Annotated in this window: 14 protein-coding genes; 4 read left to right on the forward strand and 10 right to left on the reverse strand. The window is 73.4% G+C overall.

Features of this window, described 5'->3' with window-relative positions; genetic code table 11:
- Positions 1 to 135: 135 nt before the first annotated feature.
- The 5 genes from ACFXB5_RS23450 to ACFXB5_RS23470 form a co-directional block, all read right to left on the reverse strand.
- Positions 136 to 1440 carry a nucleotide disphospho-sugar-binding domain-containing protein gene (locus ACFXB5_RS23450; RefSeq protein ID WP_385211076.1) on the reverse strand — a complete coding sequence of 435 codons (1305 nt, stop codon included), beginning with the start codon at positions 1438 to 1440 and terminating at the stop codon, positions 136 to 138.
- A 91-nt stretch (positions 1441 to 1531) separates the two neighbouring features.
- Entirely contained in the window at positions 1532 to 2335 is an 804-nt protein-coding gene (locus ACFXB5_RS23455) for an SDR family NAD(P)-dependent oxidoreductase (RefSeq protein WP_385211079.1), read from the reverse strand.
- A 103-nt stretch (positions 2336 to 2438) separates the two neighbouring features.
- Positions 2439 to 3389, reverse strand: coding sequence for a GlxA family transcriptional regulator (locus ACFXB5_RS23460; RefSeq protein WP_385211082.1), 951 nt, complete (start codon positions 3387 to 3389; stop codon positions 2439 to 2441).
- A gap of 93 nt (positions 3390 to 3482) precedes the next feature.
- Positions 3483 to 4718: an FAD-dependent monooxygenase gene (locus ACFXB5_RS23465; protein WP_385211085.1), complete on the reverse strand. Its 1236-nt coding sequence runs from the start codon at positions 4716 to 4718 to the stop codon at positions 3483 to 3485.
- Between the two features lie 307 nt (positions 4719 to 5025).
- On the reverse strand, positions 5026 to 5850 hold the full coding sequence (locus ACFXB5_RS23470) for an AfsR/SARP family transcriptional regulator (protein ID WP_037953152.1): 825 nt from the start codon (positions 5848 to 5850) through the stop codon (positions 5026 to 5028).
- A 183-nt stretch (positions 5851 to 6033) separates the two neighbouring features.
- On the opposite strand from ACFXB5_RS23470, the gene ACFXB5_RS23475 reads away from it, so the two are divergent.
- The 3 genes from ACFXB5_RS23475 to ACFXB5_RS23485 all read left to right on the forward strand — a co-directional run bounded on the left by ACFXB5_RS23475 (position 6034) and on the right by ACFXB5_RS23485 (position 10009).
- Entirely contained in the window at positions 6034 to 6240 is a 207-nt protein-coding gene (locus ACFXB5_RS23475; protein ID WP_385211089.1) for a hypothetical protein, read from the forward strand.
- Positions 6241 to 6253: 13 nt separating this feature from the next.
- Entirely contained in the window at positions 6254 to 8650 is a 2397-nt protein-coding gene (locus ACFXB5_RS23480) for a TOMM precursor leader peptide-binding protein (RefSeq protein ID WP_385211092.1), read from the forward strand.
- A 138-nt stretch (positions 8651 to 8788) separates the two neighbouring features.
- Entirely contained in the window at positions 8789 to 10009 is a 1221-nt protein-coding gene (locus tag ACFXB5_RS23485) for a sensor histidine kinase (RefSeq protein WP_385211094.1), read from the forward strand.
- Positions 10010 to 10119: 110 nt separating this feature from the next.
- On the opposite strand, the gene ACFXB5_RS23490 is transcribed toward ACFXB5_RS23485, so the two are convergent.
- From ACFXB5_RS23490 to ACFXB5_RS23500, 3 genes are all read right to left on the reverse strand, one after another.
- A complete protein-coding gene (locus ACFXB5_RS23490) occupies positions 10120 to 10725 on the reverse strand; it encodes a DNA-binding response regulator (RefSeq protein ID WP_385211097.1) in 606 nt (201 codons plus the stop codon).
- 140 nt (positions 10726 to 10865) lie between these two features.
- Positions 10866 to 12509 (reverse strand): AMP-binding protein, encoded by a 1644-nt coding sequence (locus tag ACFXB5_RS23495; protein WP_385211099.1) that lies wholly within the window; start codon positions 12507 to 12509, stop codon positions 10866 to 10868.
- Positions 12510 to 12699: 190 nt separating this feature from the next.
- Positions 12700 to 13968, reverse strand: a complete 1269-nt coding sequence (locus tag ACFXB5_RS23500; RefSeq protein ID WP_385211102.1) for a M6 family metalloprotease domain-containing protein — start codon at positions 13966 to 13968, stop codon at positions 12700 to 12702.
- 321 nt (positions 13969 to 14289) lie between these two features.
- Between ACFXB5_RS23500 and ACFXB5_RS23505 the strand changes: the two genes are divergently transcribed.
- Entirely contained in the window at positions 14290 to 16299 is a 2010-nt protein-coding gene (locus ACFXB5_RS23505) for an EAL domain-containing protein (RefSeq protein WP_385211139.1), read from the forward strand.
- Positions 16300 to 16301: 2 nt separating this feature from the next.
- On the opposite strand, the gene ACFXB5_RS23510 is transcribed toward ACFXB5_RS23505, so the two are convergent.
- A complete protein-coding gene (locus tag ACFXB5_RS23510) occupies positions 16302 to 17429 on the reverse strand; it encodes an LLM class flavin-dependent oxidoreductase (RefSeq protein ID WP_385211105.1) in 1128 nt (375 codons plus the stop codon).
- Positions 17430 to 17683: 254 nt separating this feature from the next.
- On the reverse strand, positions 17684 to 19558 hold the full coding sequence (locus ACFXB5_RS23515; RefSeq protein ID WP_385211107.1) for a phospholipase C: 1875 nt from the start codon (positions 19556 to 19558) through the stop codon (positions 17684 to 17686).
- Positions 19559 to 19666: the final 108 nt, after the last annotated feature.

The following is a 19666-nucleotide window of genomic DNA, read 5'->3' on the forward strand; positions in this document are numbered from 1 at the left end:
GTCGCCTCCGACTCACACTCTACCGGGGGGCGGTGGGTGCTCGCCCCGGGGGGGCCACTGTTCGTACATCCCCCCGTGTTTGGTGGGGGGGCCTTTCGCGTGGCCCGGCGACACAGATCGCGCGTGGCGCCGAACTCACACCGCCGGGCCCGCGAGCCGGAGGACCGCCCGCACCGCCTTGTCCGGGCCGGGCATCGCGAGCGCCTCCCGGCGCAGGGCGTGCGCCGCCGCGGCGTACGAGGGCTGCTCCAGCAACGCGAACAGATCCAGGGCCAGCCGGGCGCCCACCGCCCGCGCCCCGGGCCGGGCGGCGTCAAGGGCGTCAGCGGGCAGATACATCCCGGCTCCCGCCCGGGCCAGCCGCGCCCCGTTCAGCTGGTGCTCCAGGCGGGGCGCGACGACCAGCTGCGGCACCCCGGCCATGGCGGCGGCCAGCACCGCCGCGCCCCCGCCCTGGTGGAGCAGCGCCCGGCAGCCCGGCAGCACCCGGTGCAGCGGCCCGGCGGGTGGCCGCCCCTCGGCGGCGCTTCCCACCCGGACGACCTCCACGCCCCGCGCCTCGGCGGCCCACAGCGCGGCCCGTACGGCGTCCGGCGGGCCACCGGCGTCATCCCACGCCGCACACACCCGCACCGGCCCGGTGCGCCCGGGGCCGCCGACCGGCCCGCGCCGCCCGTTCGACGCGGCGGCGTGGCGCCCGGGGTGCTCATGGCGCCCGGGGTGCCCTAGGTGCTCATGGCGCCCGGGGTGCGCCCCGGCGCGGCGGGCCTCGTACGGCGACGGCGTCTCATCCGGCGATGTCCCGTCGTGCGGTACGAAGCGCACCGGCAGCCGCCGCGCCCGCGAGGGCAGCGCGAGGCTCGGCGGGCAGGGGTCGAGCCACAGGTCGGGCTCGCGCGCCGGATCGGCGCCGTAACGCCGCATCAGCCGGGCGTAGCCGGGCAGCGGCGGGCCTTCGAGCCGCTGCCGGTCCAGCCGCAGGACGGCCGCGCTCCCCCACAGCTGGCCGACCGCGGGCACGCCCAGCGCCCCCGCGGCCACCGTGCCCGCGTACGCGCCCGCGTCGTGCACCACCAGCTCCGGCTGCCAGCAGCGGGCGAAGGCCACCAGGCCCTGGGCCATCGCCTCGGCGATCCGCACCTGCCGGTCGCCGCACGCGCGCAGCACGCCGTGCTGTTCCGGGGTGAGCGCGGCGGGCCGCACCGGCCAGTCCGTGGGCCAGCTGCCGCGCGGGCGGCGCGTACCGTCCGGCGCTCTGACCACCGCCATGGGCAGGGCGCCGATCTGCACCGGCACCAGGCCGGTGCGGGCGACGGCCGCCGCGCACTCGGACGGCACCGCGACCCGCACCTGGTGCCCGGCCTCGAGCAGGGCGCGGGCCAGCGGCACCATGGGGACAAGATGGGCACCCGAGGCCCAGGTCGTGAACAGGACTCGCACGGTCACCTCCCGCAGAGGTCGAGCCGGCCGGACCGACCCGTCCGGCCGATGGACATGACACCGAGCCGACCCCTCGCATCCCCCGGCGGGCTCAGCGGCGCCCCGCGAGCGTCAGCGTCTCGCCGGTGATCGCGCCGTTGGCCGCCGAGCACAGGAAGACGAGAGCGCGGGCGATGTCCTCGGGCGTGGTCGTGGGGTCCTCGGGGGTCGTGGGGTCCTCGGGCATGGTGAGGCCCTCGGGGGCGGTGAGGCCCTCGGGGGCGGTGGGCGGTCGGTCGGGCGTGGTCGGTGGCCGGTCGGGCGGGGTTGGCCCGGGGCACACGGCGTTGATCAGCACTCCGTCCCGGTCCACCTCGCCCACCAGACCGCGGACCAGACCTTGCAGCCCGGCCCGCGCCACCGCGTGAAACTCCCCACCCGGGTCGCCGTCCGGCACATGCGGCGGGGCCACCAGCGCGATCCGGCCCCAGCCGCGCTTGCGCATCCCGGCGACGGCCCACTGGGCGGTGCGGATCGCGGGCGCGAAGGCGTCGGCGACGAGCGGCCGCCAGTGCTCCTCCGGGACGTCCTCGAACCGGGCGTGCGGCTCGCGCCGCGCGCCCCTTCGCCGGGCGGCCGCCACCAGCACGTCCAGCCCGCCCCAGTGCTCCTCCACGGCGGCCACGACCCAGCGCGGCGACGCGGCGTCGTCCAGGGCGTACGGCACGGCGAAGGCCCTGCCCCGGTCCGGCCCGGACAGCTCGACGGCCAACGCCTCGGCGGCATCGCGGCGGTGCCGGAAGGCGAGCGCGACCCGGGCGCCCTGCTCCACGAAGGCGCGTGCGGCGGCGCTGCCGATGGCTCCGGTGGCCCCGGTGACCAGGACCGTGCGCCCCTCCAGGCCGAGGTCCAACATGGGCGCTCCTCGCGGTCGTTCCCACTGAGAAGGCCATGGTCGCCGCCGTGACTCGAGCCCGCCTCGACCCGCGCCCGACCCGGTACGGGGTCTCGCTCGGCGGCTATCCGGCGTTTCGCTGGAAGGCGGAACGATAGCTGTGCGGGCTGGTGCCGACGACGCGCTTGAAGCGGTCCCGGAAGGAGGTGGGCGAGCCGAACCCCACCTGGGAGGCGATGCGCTCCACGGGGTGGGTGGTGGCCTCCAGCAGATACTGCGCCTGGCGGATCCGGGCGCGGTGCAGCCACTGCAGCGGGGTGGTCCCGGTGTGCTCACGGAAGCGGCGGTTGAGGGTGCGGGTGCTCATGCCGACGTGGGCGGCGATCTCGTTGAGGGTGAGGTCCCGTCCGGCGTTGTCCTCCATCCACCGCAGCAGGGGTTCGAACAGCGATCCGCGCGGTACGGGCGGCTGGTCGTGGACGATGAACTGGGCCTGTCCGCCCTCCCGTTCCAGAGGCATCACGGACAGCCGGGCGGCGTCGGCGGCCACGGCGGAGCCATGGTCCCGCCGGATCATGTGCAGACACAGATCGAGCCCGGCCGCGGCGCCCGCCGAGGTGAGGAACTGGCCGTTGTCCACATAGAGCACATCCGTGTCGACCTGGATCTTCGGATGGAGCTCGGCGAGCAGCGCGCCGCCGAGCCAGTGCGTGGTGGCGCGGAGTCCGTCGAGCAGCCCGGTGGCGGCGAGGACGAACGCTCCGGAGCAGATCGAGGCGATACGGGTGCCCCGTCCGGCCGCGTCCCGCAGCGCCTCGATCACCTCGTCGGGGACCGGGAGCAGAGGGTCGCCGCGGCCGGGCACGACGATGGTGTCGGCCTCGGCGAGCGCCTCGAGCCCGTACGGGGCCTGGAGGGCGAACACCCCGGCGTCGACGGCGGGGGCGGGGGCACAGACCCGGACCCGGTAGGGCTCCCGGCCGTCGGGCAGCCGGGTGCGGGTGAACACCTCGATCGGAGTGGCCAGATCGAACGCGATGACCTGGTCCAGCGCCAGGATCACGACAGTGTGCATGGCCTCAACCTAGGCCGTACGGGGCATGGCGCCAATGCCGGGGTGGCGAGAAGCCGGTGTGCGGGTGGTTTTCGGCCATCGCTCTCGAGGGCGTCATATGCGGCCGCACACCCCGGCGTCGGCGATACGGATCGAGGGGTTGCCGTAGGCCATGCGCTGGAGGATCTTGCGGTAGAGCGGCGTATGACGCAGCGCCCGCGCAAGACGGGGGCGCACCCGGGTGGTGAACGCGCCCTGCGAGAGGATCGCCCGGCTCTGCAGGGTCTGCATCCGCATCACCGCCGCGATGTCGGGCCCGCGCCGCCGCTCGAACTCCGCCAGCCGCTCGGCGCTGGTGTCGCCCTCGGCCAGGGCGCGGACCAGCAGGGGGTGAAGCACCACCGCGTCCTGCACCGCGAGGTTGATGCCCTGGGCGCCGATCGGGCTGTGGGTGTGGGCGGCGTCGCCGATCAGCACCAGCCCGTCGGCCACCCAGCGCTCGGCGCGTGCGGAGAAGACATCGAGCACACCGAGGTCGGACGGGGTGCGGAGCTGATCGCGGATCAGCGTGGCGTACCGCGGCACGGCGCGCACCAGCCGGTCCTTGACGTGGTCGAGGCCGAGGGCGGCGATATGGCCGTAGCGCCGGTGCGGCAGGGTCCAGCCGAGCTGGATCCGGTTCGGCCAGGAGCCGTAGACCAGCACCGGGCCGCCGCCGGTGCGGTACACCCGCACATCGCGGACCGGCGGCTCTTCCGGGGGCGTGCTGAGGGTGCACCACAGCACATCCTGGGCGAACGCGTCGGCGCGGCCCGCCCCGATGCCCGCCAGCCGCCGAATCCGCGAGAACCGGCCGTCCGCGCCGACGACGACCCGGGCCCGTACGGCACAGCGGCCCGGCGCGCCTTCGGCGATGACGCCGGCGATCCGCCCCTCCCGCCGCAGCAGCGCCCCGGCCCGCCGTCCGGGCAGATAGCGGAAGCCGGGCGAGCGGCGGCAGCGGGCGAGAAGCTCATCCAGCAGATGGGGGCGCGGCACGCTCAACAGGTGGTCGTACGGGGCCGGAAGCAGCCGGTAGTCGGCCTCCAGCAGCACCCGCTCGCCCTCGATCACCAGAAACCGGTGGTGCTCATGGGCGCCGCGGGCGCGTGCGCCGGCGAGCACATCGAGCGCGTCCAACAGCTCCATCGCGCCGGGCTGGAGTATTTCGCCGCGGACCACGCGCTGATGCGCTCGGGCGCACTCCACCACGGTCACCCGAGCCCCCGACCGCAGCATCAGCAGCGCCAGCACCAGACCGGCCGGGCCGCCCCCGACCACGCACACATCGGTGTCGATCTCGCGCATCATCGCGCCTCCTGCTGGTCGGGCTCAGGGTCCAGGGCTCAGGCCATGGGCATCGGGCATCGGGCGCCTGTGACAGCCCCTGGACGCGCTACGGCTCCGCTTGCCCGCGCGGGGGGATCGGGCAGCGGAGCCGTAGCAGGCCCGGCTGAAGGGCGGCGCCGGGCGTATTGGGGGGGGAGGGTTCGCCGGACGGGGACGGCTGGTACGGGACCTACGGGACTCCGGACGAGGACGGGGCGGTATCGGGGATGTCGGGGAGCTCGGGGATCTGCTCTGCGGGGGCTGGGGGCTGGGGGCCGTTGGCCGGGGGCTATGCGGCGAACAGGTCGAGCACCGGGCGGCGCCAGTGGCCGTCCAGGTCCAGATCGAGCGCCGGGTCGGAGGCGAGCACCGCCTGCTGGAGCTTCTGCAGCCGCGGCGACGGCTCCAGCCCGAGATCCTCCACCAGTCTGGCGCGCAGCCCCTGGTAGACCTCCAGCGCCTGCCAGGGGCGGCCCGCACGGTAGAGCGCGGCCATGCACTGGGCGTGCAGCCCCTCGTGCAGCGGATGACGGGCGGTCAGCTCGGTGAGCTCCGTGAGCAGCTCGGCATGGCGGCCCAGCCGCAGATCGGCCTCGATACGGCGCTCCAGGACGCCGAGCCGGCTCTCCTCCAGACGGGCCAGCTCGATCTCCAGGACCGGCCCGACCTTCACATCCACCAGCGCGGGGCCGCGCCAGACGGCCAGCGCCTCGCGCAGCAGCAGGGACGCCTGGACATCGTCCCCGGCGTCCAGCGCGTCCCGCCCCGCGGCCACCAGCCGGTCGTACTCATGGATGTCCACCGCGCCCGGCTGGGCCTCCAGCACATATCCGCCGTACCGCGTGGCGAGCACATCCTTGGAAGCCTGCGGGGCCTGTGGGCCATAGGCCGCGGCCAGCCTGCGGCGCAACTGCAGGATGTAGGTCTGCAAAGTGGTGAGCGCGCTGCGCGGCATCTGCGTGCCCCAGATTTCCTCCATAAGAGTGGGCACCGGGAGCATCTGGTTGGCGTAGACGGAAAGCAGTGCAAGGATCTGGCGCGGCTTGCCCGCGCTGGGCACGATCGACTGACCGCACGCCTCGACGCTCAGCGGCCCCAACACCTTGATGTCCATGGTCGTGTACCTCCGTCAACGGTCCGTCAAGTGCCTCCTGGCCGCGCGGCCCTGCCACCGAGGCATCTAAGAGCCTCGCTTGTGGGCGGCCTGTGCGGCCAGTGCCGGAGTACCGAGCTCGATATGAGTTCCAGAGCCCCGCACCATGACAAATTCACACCCCTGGCGATGAGAGAGTCCGCGATGACCGATACGCCCGTCCCATATGAGCCCACGAGCCCCGCCGTCCTGGCTCATCCCGCCGAGAACACCGAGGTCACCGAGGTCGTCCAGATCACCGAGCGCGCCAAGCCCGCCGAGGACGACGACCTGGTCATCGAGGACCTCTCCGACACCGCCTGGCCCATCCCCGCGCCCGGCATCTGCATCTGCACCGTCGGCGCCGAATGACCGGGCCCGGGCAATGACCGGCGAACTGGGCTTCACACCACATCTGCGGGTCGAGCCGGTGCCCGGCGAGGCCGTCTATCTCGTCTCCGAGCACGGGGTCACGGCGCTGCTCGGGCACGCGATCGCCGCGCTGGCACCGCTGCTCGACGGGTCGCGGGACCTCGCCCACATCCTCACCGAGGCAGCCACGCCCGGCCGCGCCGCGGGCCCGCCCGGCGCCGTCCCGCCCGGCCCGGTCCCGGCCGGGCAGGCCGAGCGCGTCATCGCCCGTCTCCGCGCGGCCGGGCTGGTCTCCGAGCGGGGGCGCGCCTGGACCCCCGAGGAGGCGTACTGGGAGCTGGCCGGGCTGGGCACGGGCGGCTCCGCCCCGGCCCCCACGCCCGCGTCCGCCCGCCCCGCCGTGGCCCCGCTGGTGCTCGGCTCGACCGACCCGGACGAGGTGGTCCGGGCGCTGCGCGTCGCGGGGCTGAGGACGGTGGACGGCGAGCCGGCGGACCCGAGGTCCGTGAACGCGGAGGCGGCGGACGGCGATCCGACGACCTCGGGGGCCGATAGTCCTCGGCGAGAGATATGTCAAATCGCCATTCGTCAACATGACGCCTCAGAACTCACCCTTGTGGTGTGCGATGACTACCTCGATCCCCGGCTCGCCGCCGTGGACGCCGCGCACCGCGCCGCCGGCCGTCGCTGGCTGCCCGTCAAACCGGTCGGCACCCAGGCGTGGCTGGGCCCGTTCCTCGGCGCCCCCGACGCTCCGTGCTGGGTCTGTCTGGCGGACCGGCTGTGGCGCGGACGGCAGGCCGAGGCGTATCTCCAGCGCCGGCTCGGCCGTCCCGGACCGGTGCCGCGACCGCCCGCCTCCCTGCCCGCGAGCCGCGCCGCCGCGCTCCAGCTCGCCGCCCTGGAGGCCGCCAAGTGGCTGGCCGGGTACCGGCACCCGGGCCAGCGGGAGCTGCGCACCCTGGACAGCCTCACCGCCACCGTGGGCCGCCATCCGCTCTCCCGCCGTCCGCAGTGCGCGGGCTGTGGCGATCCGGCGCTGGTCGCGGCCCGCATACGGGCACCCCTGTCGCTGCCCTCGCCACGGGCGCCACTGGCCGAGACCGCCACCGACACCTCCGCGCGCGGGATCATGGAGCGCTACGGACATCTGGTGGACCCCGTCACCGGGCTGGTCACCGAGATCCGGCGCGATCCGCGCGGCCCCGCCGTCCTCAACTGCTTCCACGCCCGCCACCCTTCGTACGCCGGAGCGGGCCCCCACGGCGGCCTGGACGCCGTAAGGGCCGGGCTGCGGGCCGCCGCCCACGGTAAGGGCCGCACGGCCGAACAGGCGCGGGCGAGCGCGCTGTGCGAGGCCCTGGAGCACTACAGCGGCCATTTCCAGGGGGACGAGCCGCGTCAGCGCGCCCGCTACCGCGATCTGCGCCCGGACGACGCGGTGCACCCGGACACCGTCCAGCTCTTCGACCCGCGCCAGTTCCGGGATCCCGCCCTCCCCGCGCGCCACCGCGTCCAGGATCCGTTCGACGAGGGCGCGGAGCTGGACTGGACCCCGGTGTGGTCGCTCACCGCCGAGCGGCACCGGCTGCTGCCCACCGCGCTGCTGTACTACGGCGCCCCGCAGCCCCCGGGCCACCGCTGCTGCCGGGCGGACTCCAACGGCGCGGCGGCGGGCCGCACCCTGGCCGACGCCGTCGTACGGGGCTTCCTGGAGCTCGTGGAGCGGGACGCGGTCGCCCTGTGGTGGTACAACCGCACCCGGCAGCCCGCTGTGGCCCTGGACGCCTTCGACGACCCGTGGCTGGCCGAAGTGCGCGCCGCCCACCGGGGCGTGCGGCGCGAGGTGTGGGCCCTGGACCTCACCACGGACTTCGGCATACCGGTGGTCGCCGCGCTCTCCCGGCGCCTCGACAAGCCCGCGGAGGACATCACCTTCGGCTTCGGTGCCCACTTCGACCGGCACACCGCGCTGTGCCACGCCTTCGCCGAGCTGAACCAGATGCTTCCGGCGGTGGTCGAGGCGCGTGCCGACGGCGAGGGTTACGGCGCCGCCGAGCCCGAGGCGCTGCGCTGGTTCCGTACCGCGACCCTCGCCGACCACCCCTATCTGGCCCCCGATCCGGCGGCCGTAATGCCCCCGGGGATATCCGGCCCTCCGGAGCCCCCGGAGGGCGGTGCGCTGGCCGCCGTGAGGGAGTTGGTGCGCGGGCGCGGGATGGAACTGCTGGCGCTGGACCAGACCCGGCCGGATGTGGGGCTTCCGGTGGCCAAGGTGCTGGTGCCCGGAATGCGCCCGCACTGGGCCCGGTTCGCGCCCGGCCGGCTCTTCGACGCCCCCGTGGCGCTCGGCCGGCTGCCGGGGCCCACGCGCTATGCGGATCTCAACCCGATTCCGTTTTTCCTGTGATCCCCCGTGATATCCGGTAACTCTGCGTACAGCATGAGCCTTCCACAGGGCCTCTCCACCCCAGGTGAAGATCGGATACTCTCGGGCAAGCCACCCAATCCGGCCCGACCATCCGGAGGACGAGTGCAGGGGAGCCTCTTGCCCGACGATGCCGGGAACCATCCACCGCGCCACCAGGACGGTCTGGCGCCGCGTCTGGCCGTGGTCATCACGGTCCTCGTGCTGGTGGGGTACTTCGCCGTGGCCGTCACCTATGTGGTCGACGGCAATCGTTCGGGCAGGTCCGTCGACGCGGCGATGCTCGGTCTTGCGCTGCTGCCGATGACCATGCTGCTCTGCCTCCAGATGCTGCACTCCTTCCCCGGCCTCGCGCCCCGGCTCAGCGGTGCGCGGCGCTGGACGCTGACCCTCCAGACGGTGCTGACCTTCGCCCCCTTCGCCATCTTCAAGCACGCCTGGCTGGGCATGCCGGGCTTCCTGGCCGGCTCCTCGCTGCTGGTGCTGGTCCCGGCGCTGGCGTGGCCCGCGTTCGCGGCCATCCTGCTGTGCACGGACGTGCTGCTGTTCCAGGTGGGGTTCGGCTGGGGTCAGGTCGCGTACACTACGGTCTCCACCGCGCTGACCGGGCTGGTGGTCTTCGGGCTCTCACGGCTGTCCGGGCTGGTCGCCGAGGTGTCCCGGTCCCGGGCGGAGCTGGCCCGGCTGGCGGTCGCCCAGGAGCGGCTGCGGTTCTCCCGGGACGTGCACGATCTGCTGGGCTACAGCCTGTCCACGATCACCCTCAAATGTGAGCTGGTGCACCGGCTGGTGCCCCGGCAGAACTCCCGCGCCCAGCAGGAGCTCTCGGAGATCCTGCAGACCTCCCGTCAGGCCCTCGCCGACGTACGGGCCGTGGCCAGCGGCTATCGCAAGATGTCGCTGTCGGCGGAGGCGGCGACGGCCCGTTCGATGCTGGCCGCGGCGGGCATCAGCGCCACGGCCGAGATCGACTGCGGACCGCTGCCGGAGCTGGTGGACACGGTGCTGGCGAGCGTGTTGCGCGAGGGGCTGACCAATGTGCTGCGCCACAGCAAGGCCGACCACTGCGCGGTCGAGGCGCGGCGCAGCGGGCGCCGGGTGTCGCTGACCCTCGTCAACGACGGGGTGGGCCGGCCGTCCACGATCCTGCGCGCCGACAGTTCGGACGGCGGCAGCGGCATCGGCAACCTCCGGGTGCGGGTGGAGAACCTCGGTGGGCGGCTGCGCGCGGGCGTACGGTCGGACGGCTGGTTCGAGTTACGGGCGGAGCTGGATGTGTCCGTGGACGCGCCGCCGCGGAGCGGCCGGGAGTACGGCCCGGGGCCGACGGTGACGGCGTGACGGGGCCCTGGGGCCCCAACGGCGTGACAGGACCTGGCGGCGTAACGGCCCCTGACGGTGTAACGGACCCCTGACGGCCTGACCGGCGCGCGGGGACGCCGTACGCCGCCTTAGAGCCAGCCCGCCTCGCGGGCGATCCGGATGGCGTCCACCCGGTTGCGGGCGTCCAGCTTGGTCACGGCGGACGTCAGATAGTTGCGCACCGTGCCCACCGACAGAAACAGCTTGGCCGCGATCTGCCCGGAGTCCTCGCCCTTCGCGGCGAACCGCAGGACCTCCAGCTCCCGTGGGGTCAGCGGCTGTGGGCCGTCGTCCAGGGCGGCCAGCGCGAGCTGGGGATCGATCACCCGCTCGCCCTTGGCGACGGCGCGGATGGCCTCGCTCAGCTTCTCCGGGCTGCTGTCCTTCAGCAGAAAGCCGGAGACATGGGCGGCCAGCGCCCGGCGCAGATTTCCGGGGCGGCCGAGGCTGGTGAGCATCATGGTGCGGCATTCGGGGACGGCGGTGCTCAACTCGGCCGCGGCGGTGAGCCCGTCCACGCCCGGCAGATCGATGTCGAGCACGGCGACGTCCGGGCGGAGTTCACGGGCGCGCGGCAGGATTTCGGCACCGTTGGAGAATTCGGCCACCACATCGATATCCGGTTCGAATTCCAGCAGGGCGACCAGTGCCTTGCGCAACATATGCATGTCTTCCGCGATCAGCACCCTGACCATGCCGCCCCCTGCTTTCCCCGCCCGGCCTCACCCCGCATGGCGATTATTCCCCCGCCCTCTCGGCCATTCCATCGATTCGCGGGGAAATACGCCCGTCGAACGCCCATCCCGTAGCGCGAACGCGACCGTGCGCCCCCTTTTCACGCCGCACCACCCCGACAGGGCTCACCGGCCCCCGGCCCGAACTCGGCGTGCAGCGCGCGCACTTCACCCCGCAGATAGCGCTCGCGCAGCAGGGCGCGCCGCACCTTGGCGGTTCCCGCCCCGCGCACGGTGCCGGGGCGCACCAGCAGCAGCGCGCCGGTCTCGACCCCGAACTCCTCCGCGATCAGGGCGCGGATCCGGGCCGCCAGCCGGGGCAGCCCGGTGCGCGCCCCGCCCGCCGTACGGACGACCTCCTGGACGACCACCAGCGCCCCCGCGCCGGGTCCGGCGCAGAATACCCGGGCCGATCCCAGCGCCTTCGCGCAACCCAGCAGTTCGCGCTCCACGTCCTGGGGGTGCAGGGTGTGGCCGTCCACCAGGAGGGCGTCACGGACCCGGCCGGTCATCCGAAGCTGGCCGTTGACCGTAAGGCCGAGATCGCCGGTGCGCAGGAAGCCGCCGGGACCCTCGGTGACGCGGGCGGCGAACAGCAGCGCGGTGTCCGACGGACCGCCCCAGTGGCCGGTGGCCACGGCGGACCCGCGCACCCAGATCTCCCCGGGCGCCCCGTCCGGCAGCCGGCGCCCGGTCAGCGGGTCCACGACGGCGAAGTCCGCGCCCGGCACCGGTGTGCGCCCCGTGGCCAGCGGCACCGGCGCCCCCTCGGCCGGGACGTATCCGGCCACCAGGGTGGCCGGGCGCAGGCCCAGCGGGGCGCAGCGGTGGGGGAAGGCGGCCATCGTCCCGGCCGAGACGGGCTCCCCGGCGTTCAGCGCGGTCCGCCAGCGGGAGAGGTCGAGCCCGGCCGGTGGCTCGTCGCCGAGGAGGGCGGCGCAGCGGGCGTGGAGGATGTCGGGCGCGAGGGTTTCGGTGATGCCGTGGCGGCTGATGGCGCGCAGCCAGCCGAGCGGGTCGGTGCGGTACGGCTCCGCCGGAAGTGTCACGGCGGTGGCGCCGAGCCATAAGGGGTGCAGCACCTGTCCGATCAGCCCGGGGGTGTGGCGGCGGGGCAGCCAGCCACCGATCCGGGAGCGGCGGTCGGTGCCGAGCGTCCGCCGCAGCCCGGCCATGGCCGCCGTAAGGTTGCCATGCGTCAGCAGGGCGCCGCGGGGGGCGGTGGCGGGCCCGGAGTCGTAGGCGAGCAGCGCGAGGCTGTCGGCGGTGGTGCGGAGGGGGTGCCGGGGCGCGTCGGCGCCCGCGTCGGGGCGGAATCCGTCGACGGCGAGGCAGGTCAGACCGGCGCGGCCGATTCGGGAGAGCCGGCGGGAGGTCTCGGTGGCGTGGGCGGTCTCGGTGAGGACGAGGTCCACGGCGGCGTCCCGGACGATCGAGGCGGTGCGCTCGGCATCGGTCCGGGAGGCGGACGGCGCGGGTACGGGTACCGCGACGGCCCCCGCGTACAGACAGCCGAGCAACGCCACCGCGGCGCACGGACCGGGGTCCATGGCGAGCAGCACCCGGCGGCCGACGGCGTCGCGGGTGCGCAGCCAGGCGGCCACGGCGTCGGCGCGGGCGTCGAGCGCCGCGTAGGAGACGCGGTGTTCGGTGCCGTCGGCGGCGGGGTGGGCGAGTGCCGTGCCGTCGGGGCTCCGGAGGGCCCGTTCCTTCAGGGCCTCGGACAGATTCGCGTATCGCGGCATTCTCAACTCCCGGGCGCCCGATGTCGAAAAGGGGCCCACAGTCTCGAAGCGCCACCTCGAAGCCGACTTGATCAACGGTGAGGAGCGCGCCCCGGTCCTCGGCGGGGGTCCGGCAGCGGCCCGACCCGCCGCATCGGCGCGGGTCCGGCAGCGGTCCGCCGGGCCGTCGCACCCCCGTCATCAGCCGTCATCAACGCGCCCTGCGGTTGACCCGGACGGTCCAGCCCCCGTCGGCGGCGCGGCCCGCCACCGTGATCCGTACGGCGTCCTCCTTGACCGACATGCTGTCCCCGACGCCGAGCGGGGCGTCGGCGAGTTCGGGGTAGACCGACTCGTTCCAGCAGGCGGAGGTGGCGGGGTGGCCGTCCAGCACCTGTACGGGGCCGTCGCCCGATGCCTTGTCGTTGCGGACGCGGTAGACCAGCACGCCCTCGGTGCAGGTGCCCGCGTCGTTGCCGCTGCCGCCGCGCGCCTCGATGGCCAGCGCGGTGGTGGGCCCGGTGCGGACCACGACCAGCCGGGTGCGGGTGTCGGCGCCGGACCGGCCGTGCCCGATGGGGGCGGCGAGGGGCTGGAGGGTGTAGCGGCGCGGTCCGGTGGCGCGGTCGCAGGCCACCTGGCGCGCGCCGAGCCAGCCGAGCTTCCACTTGTGCCAGCCGAACGGATCGGGTGCCATGCCGAACTGGCTTCCCATCAGGTCCCAGTCGCCGACGTAGGTGTCCCATTCGGCGTTGCCGTCGGTGTCCTTCGGCCGGTGGTAGAGGTCGGGCAGGTCGAAGACATGCCCGGTCTCATGGGCCAGCACATTGCGGTCCGGCGGATGGTGCTCGAAAACGGTGACCAGTCGGCGCAGATCGACACCGTCCGCGCGCAGTGGCTTTTCGAAGTTGACCACTTTCGTCGCATCGGCGTCCACACCGGGGGCGTCGGGGTCGGCGACCAGATAGACGAGGTCGTAGCGGGCGAAGTCGAGGTGCGGATCGGCGGCCGCGATGGCGTCGCGCAGATAGGCGGCGCGGCGCTGGGCGTTCCAGTCGCGCTGTATGGCGTACGCGGTGGAGCGCTGGGGCATGGCGATCCAGCGCCGCAGCGGATGCACCCGTAAGCCGAACTTCCCGTAGGAGGCCCGTTTGAAGAAATTGGGGGTCGCCGGGATGTGGTCGGCGGCCAGTTGGGCGGGGGTCACCCGGGGCCGCGCGTCCGGGAAGGACAGGAAGACCATCGCCGCGTCCAGGCGGCGTACCGGGCGGGGGTAGCGGGGGTTCCAGGTGTCCACGCCCTCCGAGTGGTGGGCATCGGTGCGTTCCAGGTCACAGGGGCCGCCGGGGCCGGCCGCGACGGCGGGGCCGGCCACCACGGTGGTCGCGATGAGCGCGCTCAGCGAGGTGAGCAGGGCTCCGGTCCGACGCAGCCGAGGCTGCCGGTGCACCCCCTCGGGTACCTGAGGAAGACGCACCATGTCGACCTCCCGGGCGTAGTCGGAACACCCACTCCACCCTGAGGTGAATTGGCGGGGTACGCCCTGTTGGGTTGGGCTGGTCGAGTGAAGAGGCCGCGATCCGGGTACGTAACAGACGGTCACAATCGGTCAGAGCGGCCGTTGGCCCGCGCAGAGTCGGACAGATACGACCAAACACATTGTCAAGGCGGCGGTGAGCGCGATGACATCGATGGAACGCCCGGAGTACGAGCCCCTATGATCGGCACATTTCCAACGGGGAATCCCCCTTCAGGCAGGCACTTACGGTCGGCCCGGCACCCGGTGTGAGACATGCACAAGATGTGTACGAACAACCTGGAAACAACAAACGCCACGCGGGAGCGAGCGGTGAGCGGAACCCCCGACGGGCAGGGACGCGCCCCGGGCGCGACACTGCCGACGATCACAGAGCGTGAGGCCATGCCGAGCGTCCTTCCGGTCACGGAGGACCCCGGCGCACCCCGTCCGGCCCCCGGCGCGCCGTCGGTCCTGGGCACGCCCCCGGCCCCCGGCGCGCCCCCGGGCGCGGTGCACCCAACGGGGCATACCACCGGGCCCACGGCGGGGCATACCGCCGGGCCCACCACCGGGCATACCGCCGGTCCCCCGACCGGCCCCGCGCCCGGCGACTACCGCGCCGCCTTCAATGTGGCGCGCCTCGCCATGGCCGTCGTCGACCGCGAGGGCAGGGTGCTCGACGCCAACCCCGCGCTCGGCGCCCTGCTCGGCACCGATCCGGCCCTGCTGATCACCCGCAGCGCGGCGGACCTGGCCGATCTGCGCGAGGATCCGCGCACCTGGCGGGAGTACCGGGACGTCCTCGGCGGCCGTGCCGCACGGCTGCGCCGCACCCGGCGGCTGCGGCGCGCCGACGGCCATGCCCTGTGGGCCGAGGTCACCGTCGAGCCCGCGCCGGACAGCTGCAGTCTGCTGCTGTCGATGGCCGACATCAGCGACCAGCGGGATCTCCAGGGGCGGCTGCGCCATCTGCAGATGCACGACCCGGTGACCCGGCTGCCCAACCGCAGCCTGTTCTTCGAGCGGATGACCAGGGCGCTGGAGGCGGCCACCTACGACCACGGGGGCACCGGCCGGATCGGGCTGTGCTATCTCGACCTGGACGGCTTCAAGGCGGTCAACGACACCCTCGGCCACCGGGTCGGCGACCGGCTGCTCGGCGCGGTCGCCCAGCGGCTCACCGACTGCGCGGCGCCCGACGGCCATCTGGTGGCGCGGCTCGGCGGGGACGAGTTCGCCCTGCTGGTCCGCAACTCCACCGGCACCGAGCAGCTGTGCGACCTCGCCCGGACGGTGCTGGCCGCCCTTCAGGAACCGTTCGACGTGGGCGGGCAGCGGCTGTCGGTGTCGGCGAGCATCGGCGTGGTGGAGCGGCCCGCGGCCGGCACCCACACCACCTGGCTGATGCAGGCCGCGGACACCACGCTGTACTGGGCGAAGGAGGACGGCAAGGCGCGCTGGACCCTCTTCGACCCGGAGCGCAACGCCCATCGGATGACCCGGCAGGCGCTGTCCAGCACCCTGCGCCCGGCGGTCGAGCGGGACGAGTTCGTGCTCGACTACCAGCCGCTGGTGGGGCTGGGCGACGGGGTGGTCCGGGGGGTGGAGGCGCTGGTGCGCTGGGACCATCCGCAGTTCGGGCGGCTGTCGCCGAACCGGTTCATCCCGCTGGCCGAGGAGAACGGCGCGATCGTGCCGCTGGGCCGGTGGGTGCTGCGCACCGCCTGCCGCCAGGCCCGTGCCTGGCAGCTGGCCGAACCGCCGCATCCGCTGGTGGTCAGCGTGAATGTGGCGGTCCGCCAGGTGTGGGACTCCGATCTGGTGGCCGATGTCGCCGCGATCCTGGCGGAGACCGGGCTGCCGCCGCATCTGCTCCAGCTGGAGCTGACCGAGTCGGCGGTGATGGGGTCCACGGGGCGGCCGCTGCAGGCGCTGCAGGCGCTCAGCGACATGGGGGTGGCCATCGCGATCGACGACTTCGGGACGGGCTACTCCAACCTCGCCTATCTCAGCCGGCTGCCGGTCTCCACGCTCAAGCTGGACGGCTCGTTCGTCCAGGGGTTCCGGGCGGAGGAGCATCCGAATCCGGCCGACGAGACCATCGTCGAGGCGCTGGTGCAGCTCGCGCACCGGCTGGGCCTCACGGTGACGGCCGAGTGTGTGGAGAGCGCCGAGCAGGCGGAGCGGCTGAGGCGGATCGGCTGCGATACGGGGCAGGGGTGGTTCTACTCCCGTCCGGTGCCGCCGGACCGTATCCAGGCGATGATCACCTGCCCGGCGGCACCAGGTTAGGGCTAGGCCTCCGTCTGCGCCGTCGGCAGATCGTAGGCGTCGGCGATCAGCTCGTACGAGCGCAGACGGGCGGCACGGCCGTGGGCATTGGCCGTGATCTTGACTTCGTCCGCTCCGGTGCGCTTGATCAGCCCGTCGAGCCCCTCGCGGACCTGGTCCGGGCCGCCGTACTCGACGTTGGCGAGCCAGCTGTTGATGAAGTCGCGCTCGATCTCGTTGAACTCGTACCCCTCGGCCTCCTCGGGCGTCGGCACCAGGCCGGGGCGTCCGGTGCGCAGCCGGATCATGGCCAGGGCGCCGGTGAGCACCTGGCGGTAGGCCTCCTTCTCGTCCTCTGCGGCGAAGGCCGAGACGCCGATCGAGGCGTACGGCTTGTCCAGCACGGCGGACGGCCGGAAGGTCTCGCGGTAGAGGTCGAGCGCGGGGACGGTGTTGGCCGCGGAGAAGTGGTGGGCGAAGGAGAACGGCAGGCCGAGCATCCCGGCGAGCCGGGCGCTGAACCCGCTCGAGCCCAGCAGCCAGACCGACGGCCGGCCGGCGGACTGGACCCCGCCGGGCACGGTGCCCTGCACCGGCCCCGGCACCGCGTGGATACGGGCGTAGCGGTGGCCGTCGGGGAAGTCGTCGTCGAGGAAGCGGGTCAGCTCGGCGAGCTGCTGGGGGAAGTCGTCGGCGCCCTCGCGCAGCCGCTCGGTGCGGCGCAGCGCGGCGGCGGTGGCCCCGTCGGTGCCGGGGGCGCGGCCGAGGCCGAGGTCCACCCGGCCGGGGGCGAGCGCCTCCAGGGTGCCGAACTGCTCGGCGATGACCAGCGGGGCGTGGTTGGGAAGCATCACCCCGCCGGAGCCCAGCCGGATCCGCTCGGTGTGCGCGGCGAGATGGGCGAGGATCACCGCCGGGGAGGAGCTGGCGACCCCGGGCATGGAGTGGTGCTCGGCGACCCAGAAGCGCTGGAAGCCCCGGCGCTCGGCGAGCCGGGCGAGCTCGGTGGTGGTCCGCAGCGCCTCGGCGGCCGTCACCCCGCTGCCGACGGTCGCGAGGTCCAGCACCGACAGGGGCACCGGTGCGCTGCCGAGGGGCCGGGCCCGGATGGGGTCGCGCTGGTCGTCTCGCCGGTCCTGCTCATCGGCCACGGTGGCCCGCCTCCCTGGTCGCACTGTGCGGTGCGCGTATGTCGTGTGCGTGTGCGGCGCTGCGCCGCCACGCCTCTACGTCTACCGCCGACATTCAACCGGAGAAAGGCTCCGCTTTATTCCCGGGCCTTGTTCCGCGGCCCCCGGTGAACGGCTTTCCCCGGCCCCCGGTGAACGGCCGGGCCCGCCGCCACCTGGGGAGGAGGTGCGGCGGCGGACCCGACGACGGTGCCGCGCGCTCGCGCGGAACGGGCCTAGCCCGCGGTCCGCGCGGTGCGGCGGCGGTGGAGGGCCAGTGCCGTACCGGCGCCGCCGAGCACCAGCACACCCGCGGTGAGGCCGATGGGCAGGGCGGCGGAGATGCCCTTGTCCTCGGCGAGCCGCCGGGTGGTCAGGGCGTCGGCGGCCGCGGCGTTCACGATCGGGGCGTGGGCGGCCAGGGCGGAGGTCGTGTAGTGACCGGACTTGTGGACCGACGCGACCGAACCGTCGGACTTCAGCAGCACCTGGGTGTTGTTGGGGTGACGGAAGTCGAAGAGCCCGGAGAGGGTGTTCGCCCGGCGGTCGAAGGAGGCGTCACCGATCCGGCCGGTGTGCCAGTTGTCCTCGATGAAGCGGGTGATCGAGGTCTGCTCGGTCTGGGTGTGGTCGACCTTGTTGGACTTGCTGAAGGGGGAGATCACCAGCAGTGGCTGCCGGGGGCCGGGGCCACAGCGGTCCTGGTAGCCGCCCGCGGGCTTCGGGGCGGACTGGCAGGCGGGGCTGTCGGTGGCCTTGCCATTGGAACCCGTGGTCTTGTCGGTCGACCCGTTGCGGGGCTTGGCGTAGGCGTGGTCGTACCAGCCGTCGCTGTCGTCGTACGCGACGACGATCGCGGTGTCCTTCCACTGCGGCGACTTCTGAATCGCGTTGATCTGCTCGACCAGGAAGTGCTGCTCGTCGACCGGGTCGGAGTAGGCGGCGTGGCCGTCCTGGTACTCGGCGGCCTTCAGGAAGCTGACGGACGGCAGATGGCCCGTCTTGAGCGCCGCGTCGAAGTCGGTGAGGTCGTAGTTGTGGTTGGCCCGGCCGCTGTGGCCGATCTCCTGGACGTCCTTCGGCGGGAGGTGATGCGGGTTGGCCGTGGACTTGTAGTACTGGAACGGCGCGTGGTGCGGGCTGTAGTCCACCGAGGCGGCGCCGCCGACGTTCTTGTGGGTGGTACCCGAGCACTTGGCGTAGTGGTCCTGCTCACCGTCCCAGGCGGTGCTGGGCCGGAAGCCGCCCTGGAACCAGCCCCAGCTCACATCCTTGGCGTTGAGCAGATCGCCGACGTTCCGGCCCTTCAGCTGAGCCAGGGCGTTGTTGCTGGTGTGGTCCTTGTTGGAGCAGTCGTCGAAGGCCGGGTCCGGGTCGTTGATCACCGTGCCGACGCCCTTGGCGTCCGGCGAGGCCACCGCGTACGCGTCCGGCTTGTCGGTCTGCTTCGGGTTCTCGGTGGAGGACTTGGGGTCGGTGGAGATCACGCCATGGGTCTGGCCCGAGATCAGCTCCAGCGCTCCGGGGGTGGAGGGACCGTAGGCCGAGCTGAAGGAGCGGTCGCTCATCGCGTAGTGCTGGGCGTAGTTCCACAGGCCGGTGACGGTGTTTCCGTCGTAGTAGTCCATCACCAGACCGGGCTCGCCGAACAGCCCGGTGCACTTGCTGACCTCGGTGTTCTCCACGAACTTATCGGCCTTGCCGCCGTTGGCGGCGTACTGCTCGGGGCCGTAGGAGTGGTTCTGGTCGCAGGTCATGGCCTGGTCACTGCGCAGCCGCTTGGGCTTGTAGAGATTGGGATTCTTCTCCAGCAGCCCGGCGTGCGCCAGGGTGTCGATGTCCTTGGGGGTGTCCTTGGCCGGCGTGAACCTGGTGCCGTCCGTGTTCGCCGCCTTGGGGTAGGTGCCGAAGTAGTGGTCGAACGAGATGTTCTCGTCGAAGATCACCACCACATGCTTCACCGGGGTCGCGGTGTGGCCGCCCTTCGCGGGCGCGGCCCATGCGGGGGCCACCCCGCCCACCGTCGCCAGGGCCGCGGCGCCGGCCAGGGCACCCCAGCGCGCGGCCCGGCCACGCCGTCGGCCGCCTTCGGATCCTGCCGTGCCGCCCATGCCATGCCTCCACATGATTCGCGTTTCACGCCTGCGCCTGATCCTGTGCCGCGGGCAGGACTCTCCGATGGAATCCATGGAGGCGGCCGAGTGAACAGAGGGTCAGAA

The organism is Streptomyces sp. NPDC059455, from assembly GCF_042750115.1.
GTDB classification, from domain to species: Bacteria; Actinomycetota; Actinomycetes; order Streptomycetales; family Streptomycetaceae; genus Streptomyces; species Streptomyces endocoffeicus.